Source organism: Litchfieldella rifensis (genome assembly GCF_042646605.1).
GTDB classification, from domain to species: domain Bacteria; phylum Pseudomonadota; class Gammaproteobacteria; order Pseudomonadales; family Halomonadaceae; genus Litchfieldella; species Litchfieldella rifensis.
Map to the genome: position 1 here is coordinate 210763 of NZ_JBHRUG010000029.1, position 13067 is coordinate 223829.

Below are 13067 nucleotides of genomic sequence, written 5' to 3' on the forward strand. Positions count from 1 at the left end.
GCGGGTTAGCCGACAAATTCAAGCCGCATCGCCAGGGACAGTCCCCCTTCCACGCCCAGGCTCGCCACCAGCAGCAGTCCTACGCTCGACAGCATGGCCAGCCATGACCAGGAACCGAGCACATGCACCTCGCCCGCTTGCGGCTTGAACATCATGACCGCCACCACCCGCAGATAATAGAACAGTGAGACGAGGGTATTGACGGCGGCAATGACGGCCAGCCAGCCGTATCCCGTCGCGATGGCGACTTCGAAGAGCAGGAACTTGCCGAAGAAGCCGACCAGCGGTGGGATCCCCACCAATGACAGCATCGCCACGACCAGCACCGCCGTGGCCAGTGGCTGCGAGTGTGCCAGGCCATGATAGTCATCCAGTGTGGTGCGCCCGCGAAGATGGGTCACCACGGTGAAGGCGGCGAGATTGGCCAGCGCGTAGGCAGCCAGGAATGCCAGCAGGGCCGCCAGCGCCCGTTCGTTGGCATCGATTACCACCACCGCCATCAGGGCATATCCCGACTGCGAGACTGACGACCAGCCCAACAGACGCCGCACATCGGTTTGCCTGAGTGCGGCCAGATTGCCGAGGGTCATGGTGACCACGGTGATGAAGGCGACGATGGCTGGCCACAGCTGGCTTGTCGGCAGAAGCGTGACAAAACGCGCCAGTGCCACCGCGGCCCCGATCTTGGGGGCGACGGTCAACAGCGCGGCGACCGGTGCCGGGGCGCCCTGGGCGACATCCGGCATCCAGGCGTGGCCGGGAAACGCCGCCAGCTTGAAGCTCAGGCCGAGCACGATGCCGGCGGTGGCAATGCTGAGCGCCAGCGGACTAACGCCCGTGCCCAGCACTTCTGCGGTGCGTTTATAATCGGTGTCCCCGACCAGACCGAACAGCACCACCACGCCGATGGCCAGCAGCGTGTTGGTCAGCGCCCCGATCAGGAAATACTTCATGCCCGCTTCCAGCGCCGGCGCCCAGCCACGGTGATAAGCGACCAGCGGATAGCTGGCCACCGAGGAGAGCAACACCCCCAGGATCAGTTCCATGCTGTCGCTGGCCGAGGCCATCATGATCGCCCCAAGCAGCGCGAACAGGCACAGGGCGTAATACTCGCCGTGCCGCCGGTCGCTGCGCATCCAGTCCGGTGACAGCAACACGGCGACCGCCCCACTCAACAACACCAGCAGCTTGGCGGCGATGGCCGGGCCATCCAGGGCCCACACACCGGAAAAGGTCAGTGTCGGCGGCCATGGCCATTGCAGGATGCTGAAGAGAACCGCCAACGCCACAGCGGCCAGCGCCAGCCCAACAGCCCAGACCTGCCGCTGCTGACGCGTGAAGGCGGCAAACAGCACGATGATCACCGCCCCACTCAGCAACGTGATCTCCGGCAGCAGGTCACCGACGGGCATCAGCGGCCTCCCACCAGCACCGAGGAGGACGCTTCGATCAACGTAAGCAGAAAGCGCGGCGCGACGCCGATGACCACGATCCCCAGCGCCAACACCGTGAGCACACCCCACTCGGCCCGCCCCAGATCGGGAAATTCCGCGAGACGCGATGGCAGGTGGCCGAAGAACAGTTGCCGCAGCAGATCCAGAAACAGGGCGGCAGTGATCAAGATGCCGAGGATGCCGATCACCGCCAGCCACGGGTAGACGGCGAAGATGCCGGTGAATATCTGGAATTCCGCGACGAAGCCGGCCAGTCCCGGCATGCCCAGACTGGCGAATGCCGCCAGGACCGTGAAGCCGGTCAATAGCGGCGCCCGACCCGCCAGCCCACCGTAGCGATCCAGCGCATATTCCTCGGTGCGTTGCCACAATGAGCCGGAGATCAGGAACAACGCTCCGGTGATCAGGCCATGCACGACCATCTCCACCGTTGCCCCGGTCAAGGCCAGTTGTCGGGCCGCGGTATCGTCGGCCACGAGCGCCGCGGCGGCGGCGATCCCCAGCACCGTGTAGCCCATGTGGTTGATCGATGTGTAGGCGATACGCCGCTTGAGATTGCGCTGCCCCAGCGCCACCAACGCCCCGTAGAGAATGGCCAGCAGGGCGACGATGGCAATTGCCAGGGCGTAGCGAGCAAAACTCTCCCGCATCATCGAAAACGGCAGGCGGATCATGCCGTAGGTGCCCATCTTGAGCAGCACCCCGGCGAGGATCGCCGAGGCCGGTCCCGGCGCATCGACGTGGGCTTGCGGCAGCCAGGTATGAACCGGGACCAACGGCGTCTTGATCGCAAAGCCCAGCATCAGTGCCAGGAACACCAGCCCGCCGTAGAGCCCGGAGCCGGCCAGCGGCTGTCGCTCGATCAAGACGCGCATGTCGAAGGTGTGCGGGTCGAGCGACAGATAGAGCCCGATGATGGCCAACAGCAGCAACAGTGACCCGCCAAAGGTGTAAAGGAAGAACTTGAGTGCCGAGGTCTGCGGCTCGCCATGTCCCCAGCGACCGATCAGGAAGTACATCGCGACCAGGTTCAGGTCGAAAAAGACATAGAACAGCAGCAGGTCGAGCGCCAGGAAGACCCCCAGCGACACCGACTGCAAGAACAGCAGCCAGGCATAATATTGGCGCGGCTGACCCAGGGTATCCACCGGATAGACGATGGCGGCGACGAACAGCAACGCGCTCATCGTCGCGATTGCGAGCGCGATGCCATCCACCCCGACCCGATAGGCCACCCCCAGCGACGGTACCCAGTGCACCTCGTCGACATGCTGGAACAATGGCCCACCCGGATCGAAAGCGAACCATGCCACCACCAGCATCAACAACGACAGCGAAGCGACGCCTGCGGCAAACTGGCGTGTGCGCGAGGCCTGCCAGCGCGGTGAAGCGGCAAGCACGAGGGCCCCCAGCATGGGCAAGCCCAAGGCAAGAGTCAGAATCACAACAACGCTCCTATCATCAGGATGGCAAGAACGATGGCGAAGCCGGCCGCAATGCCGGTGTAATAGTGATGGGTCTGGCCGCTCTGGGCCTGGCGCGCCCACTGCCCGCCCCGCTCGGTCAGTCGAGCTAGCGTCCCCGGCAGACCCTCGGAGATCGATTCGCCACGAGTCGCATGAAGATGGGCCAGCCACTGGCCGAATCGCGCCGTCCCCTGCAGGCCGGCATCGACGACGTCATTGTCGCCGCGCGCCATCCGGCCGCTGGCGCTGCTGACGCCCCTGACGACAGCACCGGCAAAGGCATCCAGTACCCGGTCATCGAAACGAGCCAGGTACACACTGAGCTCGGCGACGGCCGTGGTGACGTACCGTATCGCCGTGGGCAGACCCCACCAGGAGGCAACCCAGGCGAACCGGCCGCTTGCCAGAGGTGCCGGGCCTCGCGTCACCCGGATGCCCCCGGCGATGCCCAGGAGCACCAGCGCCAGCGAACCGAACAGTTCCCAGGACGCACTTGCCGGCAGCGGCGCGACCACGGCGAGCCATTGGTGCACGGCGGGCCACCACAACAGCGAAAACAGCAAGGTAGCGGCGCTCAGCGAATACAGCGCCCAGGTTTCAGGCGTCGAGGGGGCGGACGACTCGAGTCCTCTCCCCTGCTCGCCCCGGCGCGAGCGCCCATAGGCCAACAGCTGGAAACGAGTAGCATATAGTGCACTCAAGGCACCGGCCAGCATGACGGGAATCGTCAGCCACAGCGCTTGGTGCCCGGCGGCGGCAACGATCTGTTCCTTGCTCCAGGCGGCGCCCAGCGGCACCATGCCGGCCAGTGCCAGACTCGCCACACCGGTGGCCAACGCCACCGCCGGCATGCGGCGACCCAGGCGCATGTCGTGCAGTGAATAGCTGCCGATCTGACGCTCGGCCAGCCCCACCGACAGGAACAACCCCGCCTTCATGAAGGCATGCGTAACGAAGTGCACCAGCGCCACCCCGGGAAAGCCCGCCCCAACCGCCACCCACATCAGCCCGTACTGGGCCGAGGTCGAGGCCGCCAGTAGCTTCTTGGCCTGTCCCTGCACGACACCGACGACACCGCCGGCCAGCGCAGTGACCAGCCCGACAGTGATGGCCACGGGCATGAACCACGCGACACTCGAGAGTAGGGGCTCCAGCCGAGCGAGCAGATAGACCCCCGCGGCGACCATGGTCGCGGCATGCAGCAACGCCGAGGCGGGGACCGGCCCCGCCATCGCCGCGAACAGCCACATCGAGAACGGTACCTGTGCCGACTTGGCCGCCGATGCCAGCACGATGCCGGCCACGGCGACATGCAATAGAGAACCATCGAGCGAGGCCAGGTCCGCATAGCCGAATCCGCCGGTGCCGGCGAAGAGCGCCGCCGCCGCGAGATACAGCCCCAGGTCGCCGAAACGCGTGATCAGAAAGGCTCGCGCTGCCTCTTGTGGAATCTCGGCCTCGCCCCAGCGATGCGAGATCAATGCCCAGGAACAGGCGCCGACCAACTCCCAGGCGACAAGCAACGTCAACAGGTCATTGGCCAGCACCAGCAACTGCATGGCGCCGACGAAGGCCACCAGCAACGCGAGCAGCCGAGCCCGGGACTCGCGCTCGTGATAGCCGGCGTAGACGACGATGGGCAAGGCGACCAGCGGCACCGAGAGCATGAAGGCCTTGCCGGCCGTGGACAGTCCCAGCGTCAGCTCGAGCGCCGCGCTCCAGCGATAGCTCCCGTTCCACTCTCCCGCTACCGCCAGCCCGACCAGAGCCAGGGTCGTCAACAGCACCAGCACCGCACCCAGCGTCAGTCCGCCACGTCCGATCCGGCGACCACTCAGATACAGCAGCGGCGCGAGCAGCAACGGCAACAGCGGCACCGACCACAGCATCAGTGCTTCAGCCCGCTCAACGCTTCAGTCATGTCGGCCTGCTTGCCGCGGTAGACCGCCGCCACCAGGGCGAAGCCCATGGCCATCTCGATGGCCATGACCGCCATGACGATGATCGTCAGCAATTGGCCTTGCGGCGCCCCGGCTCCACTCAGTGCCCAAAACGCCACGGCGGCGAGCATGACGCCGTTGAGCATCAGCTCGAGCCCCATCATCAGCATCACGAACGATTGCTGGGAAAGTGCCCCATAAAGGCCGATGCCAATCAGTGCGGCGACCAACAGTAGCAAGGTCATCAATGTCATAGCGCCTCCCTGCTTGTCAGTGGTAGTGATGGTGCTCGTGAGCGTCGCCCTCGTCCTCTTCCTGTGGTTGACCCGCGGGGTCGCCGCCGGGTGTCAGTCCCGGCGGCACCGAGCCATGCTCGGCAGCGCCGTACCGTCCGCGATGCCCCGACAACACCACGACGCCGATCATCGTCGCTAGCAACACGACGGCTGCCGATTCGAAGATCAGCATCGAATCGCCGAGCATCTCATGGCCCAACGATGCCACTGGGTCGAGGGCAGTCGGCAGCGGACGGTCAGGGAAGCCGGCGAGCAACGCCATCGTCCCTAGCACCACGAACGCGGCGATACCCGTCCCGATGGCGATGCGGTGTTGATGCACCATCATCATCGGGTTCAGTCCCGCCGGATTCATCATGAACATGACCATGAACAGCGCCATGACCATCATTTCGACGGCCATCATGAAGAACATCGCCACGCCCAGGTACTCCGCCGCCAGCAGGATCATGATCGCGCCCACGGCAATGAACGACAGCAACAGGAAGAACGATGCCCGAACCATCGAGTCGGTACGGAACACTCGCCAGCCCGAGACCACCGCCAGGCCTGCCAGCAGCAAGAACGCGATATCGATGCCGATGCCAGGGTTCATGTCACCCGTCATAGCAGCGCCTCCACCCCGGCCCATACCAGGTCGATGAACGACAAGGGCAGCAGTACGACCCACATCAAGGTGACGCAGCGCTCCGGCGACACGCGCGGCAGCACCCGGCCGAGCAGCAACAGCACGCCCACTACGGCAAGCATCTTCAAGACCAGCCAGAGCGGACCGGGCAACCCGGGGCCCTGCCAGCCGCCGAGAAAGGCACTTGCCGCCACACCGCTGAAGGCCACCAGCATCGCCGCCCGGGCGGCATCCCAGACCAGCCGCGGTGCGCCGGAGACTTCGGATGCCGTGCCCCCGGCCAGATCCGTCGAGTCGGCCAGATTGAGCGGCCCCCAAAAGGTCACGCCCAGCCCGACGACCAGGAATAGCGGCAAGCCCAGCGGCTGGCGAATGACATTCCACTGTTCCGCTTGGGAGGCCACCACCTGGGTCAATTGCAGCGACTCGGCCGGCAATGCCACGCCGATCAGCACGAACATGCTGATCAGGAGATAGGAAAGTCCCAACGCCACATAGCGGTAGGCGCCGATGAGGGCGAACAGCGCATTGGCCGACCAGCCATGCAGGAAGATCACCACCGTGGCCAGCGCCTCCACGCTGCCCCATAGCACCACACTGGTCGCCAGATCGGTAGCGACCAGCGAATCCGACCATGGCACCAGCGCCAAGCCGATCGCGGCCAGGGCCAGATAGAGCGCCGGCGCCAACCGCCAGGCCCGCCAGTCCGGCGCCTCGGTGGCATTGGCATGCTGAGTGAGCAGCCAGGCGCCACGCGCCAGCGGTGCCAGCCAGACGCTGCCACTCTGGGGTATGCCGAGCGCTCCGGCGATCACGCGATCGAGTACCGCGACCGCATAGGCACCCACACCCAAAGCGGTCAACACCACGATCACCGGCAGCATCAGCTCGCTTGCGATCATGTTCGACGTCCCTTTCGCTCGGTGAGCGGCCATTCGGAGACGGGGGCCACGTCCAGGCTGGCGAGACAGGCCAGTGCCTCGTCCCACTCGAGCCCCGGCATCAGGTCATCGAGGAACCAACGGCCCTTCTCGGGCTGCTGGTTCCCGGGCCACGGGCCATGTGGCGTCTCGACCCGCCCTGCCTCACTCGTAGGCACATCGTCTCGTGCGGCCCGGCATGCCAGTTGCAGCGACTGCTCGATTTCCGCCAGGAGCTGCTCCCAGCGCGACCGCGTATCGCCACCCTGCCGACACAACGGCGTGAACCCCAGCAGGCGGTAGTTGGCGTCACGGCTGCGCAGGTCGTCCTCAACCCCGGCGGCACGCGCGACAGGCCCGCCCAGTTGGCGAGCCTGCTCACCGTCGAGCACGCCGCGCCCCGCCGTCAGGATGGCGAAAAAGCCGCCATGCACCAGGCGTCGGCGCAGTCCGTCCAGCGAACTGTTCGGCGTGAGTTCGCGGGCCAGGCGCAAGGCGTGCAAGCTGGCGGCCTCCAGCCCGGCAAGTCGCAGGCCATGAAACAGGCGGTGAAGGTGATGCCGGACCCGGGCGAGCTCGAGCTCGGCGATGGGTACCGGACGCTCACGGGTGGCGAAGAACACCGGATCGAGGCCTTGCGGATAGGGTGTGGATTGGGTGCTCCACGTCTGGATGAGATCGCCCTGCAGGGTGATTTCCACCACCATGCCGGGCGGCAAGGCGGGCAAGAACGGTCCCAGCCGGAACGTCAGGGAATCGAGCGTCAAGCCGTCGCGGATATCGTCGTTCATGTTCATGGCCATGGGGCGCCCATAGGGCACCCCGCCCATCATCCCTTCGCCACCATGGCCGTCATCACCCAGCCCTTCCCAGGGGTTGGGCGGCCGGTCGGGCAACAGGCGGGGCGAGCTGCCTCGTTGACCGCTCATCAGCTCACGGTGGAGCGTGACCAGTGCGTCCGGCAGGGCCTCGATGTCGTCGATACGGGTGGCATTTTCCAGGTCGGGTAGCGGCTCGCTGTGAAACCACAAGGTGGCAAAGGGCTTCGGCAATTGGTCATGGACACGGCGTAGCGCTTCGAAGTGATCCGGCGGCACCCCGCCCGCCACCAACAACACGCTGGCATGACGCGGTGAGTCAACCAGCTCGATGCCAGGCGTCAGCGCCAGCCGGTGCAGCGCCGCCTCGCCATGCACGCCCAACGCGGGGAATACCGGCACTGACGAGCGCGCCGCCAGGAGTCGCAGCCCGTTCACTGCCACTTGAACACCCCCTCGCGCCAGGCATAGACGATACCCACCGACAGGATGGCCAGGAACATGCCCATCTCCATCATCGCCAGCATGCCCTTCTGCACATAGACCACCGCCCACGGGTACATGAACATCATCTCCATCTCGAAGGCGATGAGCAGCAGCGTCATGGGATAATAGCGAACGTGGTAGCGGTTCCAGGCATGGGTATCGGGTGTGCCGCCACCCAGAAACGGCGCGCGCTGGGGGTAGGTAGGTATCGGCTGACGGCACATGAACAGCCACTGCACCGCCAGGCCGGCGCCGAGGCTAAGGGTCAAGATGACAAAGAGTGTGAGCAGCTCCATGCGAATCCCTCGCGTCGCTGACACATTTGCCCCCTCAGGGTAGGACGTGATTCCGCTTTCCCGCGAATTCATGGCACACCGACTGCAGTAAATCAGGTAGTTAGTCATTGGCAGACTTGCCGCACCGCAACACCGAGGAGTAACTTGATGTTACGTCACTCCTCGCACAGGACCCGTCATGGCCACCCCTCCTCCCGCGTCCCCCTTACCCAGGCCCGGTGCGGCCCTGTTCAATGCCTGGCGCGAGGGGTATGGACTCGCCGACCTGCGTCGCGACCTGATGGCCGGTCTGACCATCGGCATCGTCGCCGTGCCGCTGTCCATGGCGCTGGCCATCGCCACCGGTGTCCCACCCCAGCACGGTCTCTATACCGCCATCGTCGCCGGGGCGATCATCGCCCTGACCGGTGGCTCGCGTTTCAATATCTCCGGCCCCACCGCCGCCTTCGTGGTGATCCTGTTCCCCATCGTTGCCGAGCACGGCATCGGTGGACTGTTGATCGCCACCCTGATGGCGGGGATGATCCTGATCGGGCTGGGGCTTTCGCGCCTAGGCACCCTGATCCAGTTCATCCCCTACCCGGTGGTGTTGGGCTTCACCGCCGGGATCGGCGTGGTCATCGCCCTGCTGCAGCTTCCCGACTTCCTCGGCCTGGCGAACATCACGCTCGGCGACAGTACCCTGGACAACCTCGTCACCATCGCCGCGGCCCTGCCTAGCCTGGCTCCCGCCGAACTGGGCATCGGCCTGGTGACCCTGGCTGCCCTGATCCTGTGGCCACAGCTGAAGTTACCGATCCCCGCGCCCTTGGTGGGGTTGACCGTGGGTACCTTGGTGGCACTGGCCGCGACCCAGTTTGGCCTCGAGATCGACACCATTGCCTCGCGCTTCCAGTGGGAATATCAAGGCGCGCAAGGCAGCGGGATTCCACCCTTCGCTCCCTCGCTGGTAGTCCCCTGGCAATTGCCGGATGCCAACGGCACGCCGCTGACGGTCGACTTCGCGCTGATTCGCGAACTGCTCGGGCCGGCCTTCGCCATCGCCATGCTCGCCGCCATCGAATCGCTGTTGTGCGCCGTGGTCGCCGACGGCCTGACCCGTACCCGCCACGATCCCAATGCCGAGCTGATCGGCCAGGGTATCGGCAACATGGTAGTGCCCTTCTTCGGCGGCATCACCGCCACCGCCGCCCTGGCGCGCACCGCCACCAATATCCGCAGCGGCGCCCGCTCGCCGATCGCCGCCGTGGTGCACTCGCTGGTGGTGCTGCTGGCGGTCGTGGCGCTGGCCGGCATTCTGGGCCTGGTGCCCATGGCCGCCCTCGCGGCCTTGCTGTTCATCATCGCCTGGAACATGAGCGAGGCGCGCCACTTCGTGCATACCCTGAAGAGCGCTCCCGCCAGCGATGTAGCCATCCTGGTGATCTGCTTCGGGCTCACCGTGCTGTTCGACATGGTGTTGGCGGTGGCAGTCGGGGTCGGGCTCGCCGCGGCGCTATTCATTCGCCGCATGGCCAAGCTCACCCACACCCGGCGTCTCGACGCCGAGAATCATGATCTGGCGCGTGACCTGCCGCCCCAGGTGGCGGTCTATGACATCAACGGCCCACTGTTCTTCGGCGCCGCCGAGAAGGCCATCGCCTCGCTACGCATGGTCGATCCCAACGTGCGGGTGGTGATGCTCGATATGCGCGATGTCCCGAGTCTCGATGCCACCGCCATCGTTGCCCTGCATACCCTGGTCGATGAACTCCATGCCCAACGGGTCGGCTTGATCCTGATCGGCCTGCCACCACGGCTGTTCATGAAGCTGCACCGCGACGGCATACGCCGCGAAGCGGGACGGCTGGCCTGCGTACAGCAGCCGCAGCGCGGCAAGCGCCTGGCATTGAAGTGGCTCGAGCGGGGAACCTGAATGGCCTGCCCGGGATAGCGCGTTGAGCCAAAAAAAGGCGTGACCGCAGTCACGCCCCAAACTCACACTGTCACACCACAATGCCACTTGCCTTCACGAAAGAGTCGTTGCGGTCTCCTTAAAAGAAGCCCAGCGGATTGGTGTCGTAGCTGACCAGCAGGTTCTTGGTCTGCTGGTAGTGTTCCAGCGCCACCTTGTGGGTCTCGCGGCCGACGCCGGACTTCTTGTAACCACCGAAGGCAGCGTGCGCCGGGTACTGGTGGTAGCAGTTGGTCCACACGCGTCCGGCCTGGATGCCGCGGCCCATACGGAAGGCGACGTTCATGTCGCGGCTCCATACGCCGGCGCCGAGGCCGAACTCGGTGTCGTTGGCGATCGCCAGCGCCTCCGCTTCGTCCTTGAAGGTGGTCACCGCCACCACCGGGCCGAAAATCTCTTCCTGGAAGACGCGCATCTTGTTGTTGCCCTTGAGCAACGTCGGCTGGATGTAATACCCCTTGTCGTACGCCGGGTCGAAGCTCTCCTTGCCGCCACCGGTCAGGAACTCGGCACCCTCCTCGCGAGCGATATCCATGTACGACATGATCTTGTCGAACTGCTCCTGAGAGGCCTGGGCGCCGACCTGGACGTCGGTATCCAGCGGGTTGCCGCGCTTGATCGACTTGGTACGTTCCATGACCCGGGCCATGAACGGCTCGTAGATGCTCTCCTGGATCAGCGCGCGCGACGGACAGGTGCACACCTCACCCTGGTTGAAGAAGGCCAGCACCAGGCCTTCGGCGGCCTTGTCGATGAACTCCGGCTCGGCGTCCATGATGTCGGCGAAGTAGATGTTCGGCGACTTGCCACCCAGCTCGACGGTGGAGGGGATGATGTTCTCGGCGGCGCACTTGAGGATATGCGAGCCCACCGGCGTCGAACCGGTGAAGGCGATCTTGGCGATGCGCTTGCTGGTGGCCAGTGCCTGGCCGGCCTCGGCGCCATAGCCGTTGACGACATTGACCACTCCCGGTGGCAGCAGATCGCCGATCAGTTCCATCACCTTGAGAATCGAAGCAGGTGTCTGCTCGGCGGGCTTGAGCACCACACAGTTGCCCGCGGCCAGCGCCGGACCGAGCTTCCAGACGGCCATCAGGATCGGGAAGTTCCAGGGGATGATCTGCCCCACCACGCCCAACGGCTCGTGGAAGTGATAGGACACGGTATTGGCATCGATATCCGCCGCGGTGCCTTCCTGGGCGCGGATGCATCCGGCAAAGTAGCGGAAATGATCGACAGCCAGCGGGAGGTCGGCGTTGAGCGTCTCACGCACCGCCTTGCCGTTGTCCCAGGTCTCGGCCACGGCGAGCATTTCCAGGTTCTGCTCGATGCGATCGGCAATCTTGAGCAGGATGTTGCTGCGCTCGGTCGCCGAGGTCTTGCCCCAGGCCGTTGCGGCCTGGTGGGCGGCGTCCAACGCCAGCTCGATGTCTTCCGCCGTGGAGCGGGGGATCTCGCAGAATACTTCGCCGTTGACGGGGCTGACGTTGTCGAAATACTGACCTTTCACCGGGGCAACGAACTCTCCACCGATATAGTTGCCATAGCGTTTCTCGAAGGAAACGACCGATCCTGCACTACCCGGATTGGCGTAGATCATGATGCGCACTCCTGCCTGTTGGAATCTGGGGGTCCGACGGTGGGCGACGGGTTTGCCGCAGCGTCGACCGGACCTGTTTTAGAGCGTAGCGAAATCTGGCTGCCGGCCCATGCTGCTAAGGAGGTAGCGATGGTGTTCTTTGGTCGTAGACTCACGGTCGCGCACCCAATGCTCGCCATTCGAGATGCCACCGTCGTCATGGGCCCTAAGTAGTAGTCAGTCGCGACCATCGGCATATGTCGGAGGATTCCCCAACCTGCCTAAGCTGTCTCCAGAGCCTAGGCGTATATGTGAGGATTCCGACCAGGCTGGCGCACCCGCACCGCGCAAGCGATGGAGCCGTGCAGACATTTATGCAGTGTTTCTCTGAACAGGAGCACCTCGTCATGTCCCGCTTCCCCCTGACCCGCACTCCCGCCCAGGCCTCGATGCTGGCGCTGTGCATGTTCTGCAATAGCACCATCGAAGCGGCCACTCCCTTGGCGGCTTTCACGACATGCAAAAGGAAACGGTCGGCGTGGTTCATGTCGGCATGACGGCGGTGGTCGGTGACGACAGCTCGCCGGTCCGCCAGGCGGGAACGGGGAAGGAAGCAGGTGTCCCGTCTTGGCGGCGTCATGGCTTTATCGCCAACACACAGAAGTTCTTGTCCTTCTCCCTCACGTGCGCCTTCGTGAAGCCAGCAGCCATGAGCGTTTCCGGCAAGCTTGCAGGCGATTGCCCCGAATAAGGCGTAAACCCGAGCGCGATACTTCCCCCGGACCTTAACACCCGACGCACTTCTCGCAATCCGGCCTCGGCGTCCGCCCAAACTTGCATCGAGTTGATCGCCAGTACCTTGTCGAAACTGCCATCCTCGAAAGGCAAGTTCTCCACAGAACCATGCCGTAGCTCGACCCGACCGCTGTGGATGGCGGCCGCGTTTCGCGCGCCGGCTTGCTCGACCATCTCGTGCGACGGATCGATGCCTGCGACATGCCCCGTCGACACCCGATTCGACAGGTGCTGAATCACCACTCCGGGGCCGAAGCCGATTTCCAGGACGCGGTCGTTGGCGGCGACCTCAAGGAGGTCGATGACCCAAGTGCCACAATCCTCATTCATCCGCGCCATCATGGCGCCACCCAACCTTCCAAGAACGCCTCGAGGGCGACCGAACGTACGCAGCAAAATGCTTTGCATAATGCTCATCCTGTCCTCCTGAACACT

General features: G+C 64.8%; 12 protein-coding genes. 2 read left to right on the forward strand and 10 right to left on the reverse strand.

Annotated elements, in window-relative coordinates; all coding sequences use genetic code 11:
- Positions 1 to 5: 5 nt before the first annotated feature.
- Genes ACFOEV_RS15510 through ACFOEV_RS15545 form a run of 8 tightly spaced genes read right to left on the reverse strand, consistent with a single transcriptional unit; the run spans position 6 to position 8328 of the window.
- Positions 6 to 1412 carry an NADH-quinone oxidoreductase subunit N gene (locus ACFOEV_RS15510; protein ID WP_386775535.1) on the reverse strand — a complete coding sequence of 469 codons (1407 nt, stop codon included), beginning with the start codon at positions 1410 to 1412 and terminating at the stop codon, positions 6 to 8.
- On the reverse strand, positions 1412 to 2899 hold the full coding sequence (locus ACFOEV_RS15515) for a complex I subunit 4 family protein (RefSeq protein WP_386775537.1): 1488 nt from the start codon (positions 2897 to 2899) through the stop codon (positions 1412 to 1414). Before ACFOEV_RS15515 ends, ACFOEV_RS15510 begins: the two co-directional genes overlap by 1 nt.
- Positions 2896 to 4809, reverse strand: a complete 1914-nt coding sequence (locus ACFOEV_RS15520) for an NADH-quinone oxidoreductase subunit 5 family protein (protein ID WP_386775538.1) — start codon at positions 4807 to 4809, stop codon at positions 2896 to 2898. The genes ACFOEV_RS15515 and ACFOEV_RS15520 overlap by 4 nt, the downstream gene beginning before the upstream one ends.
- Complete coding sequence (locus ACFOEV_RS15525; RefSeq protein WP_386775539.1) at positions 4809 to 5114, reverse strand: NADH-quinone oxidoreductase subunit NuoK; 306 nt, start codon at positions 5112 to 5114, stop codon at positions 4809 to 4811. The genes ACFOEV_RS15520 and ACFOEV_RS15525 overlap by 1 nt, the downstream gene beginning before the upstream one ends.
- Positions 5115 to 5130: 16 nt before the next feature.
- Positions 5131 to 5763, reverse strand: a complete 633-nt coding sequence (locus ACFOEV_RS15530) for an NADH-quinone oxidoreductase subunit J family protein (RefSeq protein ID WP_386775540.1) — start codon at positions 5761 to 5763, stop codon at positions 5131 to 5133.
- Positions 5760 to 6686, reverse strand: a complete 927-nt coding sequence (locus ACFOEV_RS15535; protein WP_386775541.1) for an NADH-quinone oxidoreductase subunit H — start codon at positions 6684 to 6686, stop codon at positions 5760 to 5762. Before ACFOEV_RS15535 ends, ACFOEV_RS15530 begins: the two co-directional genes overlap by 4 nt.
- Entirely contained in the window at positions 6683 to 7966 is a 1284-nt protein-coding gene (locus ACFOEV_RS15540) for an NADH-quinone oxidoreductase subunit D-related protein (RefSeq protein WP_386775543.1), read from the reverse strand. The genes ACFOEV_RS15535 and ACFOEV_RS15540 overlap by 4 nt, the downstream gene beginning before the upstream one ends.
- Entirely contained in the window at positions 7957 to 8328 is a 372-nt protein-coding gene (locus tag ACFOEV_RS15545; RefSeq protein ID WP_386775544.1) for an NADH-quinone oxidoreductase subunit A, read from the reverse strand. Before ACFOEV_RS15545 ends, ACFOEV_RS15540 begins: the two co-directional genes overlap by 10 nt.
- A gap of 154 nt (positions 8329 to 8482) precedes the next feature.
- Here ACFOEV_RS15545 and dauA point away from each other — a divergent pair, with 154 nt between their 5' ends.
- Entirely contained in the window at positions 8483 to 10219 is a 1737-nt protein-coding gene (dauA, locus tag ACFOEV_RS15550) for a C4-dicarboxylic acid transporter DauA (protein ID WP_386775546.1), read from the forward strand.
- 118 nt (positions 10220 to 10337) lie between these two features.
- On the opposite strand, the gene exaC is transcribed toward dauA, so the two are convergent.
- A complete protein-coding gene (gene exaC / locus ACFOEV_RS15555; protein ID WP_386775548.1) occupies positions 10338 to 11858 on the reverse strand; it encodes an acetaldehyde dehydrogenase ExaC in 1521 nt (506 codons plus the stop codon).
- Between the two features lie 386 nt (positions 11859 to 12244).
- On the opposite strand from exaC, the gene ACFOEV_RS15560 reads away from it, so the two are divergent.
- The gene (locus ACFOEV_RS15560; protein ID WP_386775550.1) at positions 12245 to 12394 is read left to right on the forward strand and encodes a hypothetical protein; all 150 of its coding nucleotides are present in this window, start codon (positions 12245 to 12247) and stop codon (positions 12392 to 12394) included.
- 79 nt (positions 12395 to 12473) lie between these two features.
- Here the strand turns inward: ACFOEV_RS15560 and ACFOEV_RS15565 are convergent, their stop codons facing one another.
- Positions 12474 to 13049 carry a class I SAM-dependent methyltransferase gene (locus ACFOEV_RS15565; protein WP_386775551.1) on the reverse strand — a complete coding sequence of 192 codons (576 nt, stop codon included), beginning with the start codon at positions 13047 to 13049 and terminating at the stop codon, positions 12474 to 12476.
- Positions 13050 to 13067 lie beyond the last annotated feature (18 nt).

What these genes read in the sequence shown, in the direction of transcription:
- ACFOEV_RS15520 (WP_386775538.1), bottom strand. Translation starts at nt 4,809, where the DNA reads ATGCTGTGGTCGGTGCCGCTGTTGCCGTTGCTGCTCGCGCCGCTGCTG.
- ACFOEV_RS15565 (WP_386775551.1), bottom strand. Translation starts at nt 13,049, where the DNA reads ATGAGCATTATGCAAAGCATTTTGCTGCGTACGTTCGGTCGCCCTCGA.
- ACFOEV_RS15530 (WP_386775540.1), bottom strand. Translation starts at nt 5,763, where the DNA reads ATGACGGGTGACATGAACCCTGGCATCGGCATCGATATCGCGTTCTTG.
- ACFOEV_RS15535 (WP_386775541.1), bottom strand. Translation starts at nt 6,686, where the DNA reads ATGATCGCAAGCGAGCTGATGCTGCCGGTGATCGTGGTGTTGACCGCT.
- exaC (WP_386775548.1), bottom strand. Translation starts at nt 11,858, where the DNA reads ATGATCTACGCCAATCCGGGTAGTGCAGGATCGGTCGTTTCCTTCGAG.
- ACFOEV_RS15510 (WP_386775535.1), bottom strand. Translation starts at nt 1,412, where the DNA reads ATGCCCGTCGGTGACCTGCTGCCGGAGATCACGTTGCTGAGTGGGGCG.
- ACFOEV_RS15560 (WP_386775550.1), top strand. Translation starts at nt 12,245, where the DNA reads ATGTCCCGCTTCCCCCTGACCCGCACTCCCGCCCAGGCCTCGATGCTG.
- dauA (WP_386775546.1), top strand. Translation starts at nt 8,483, where the DNA reads ATGGCCACCCCTCCTCCCGCGTCCCCCTTACCCAGGCCCGGTGCGGCC.
- ACFOEV_RS15525 (WP_386775539.1), bottom strand. Translation starts at nt 5,114, where the DNA reads ATGACATTGATGACCTTGCTACTGTTGGTCGCCGCACTGATTGGCATC.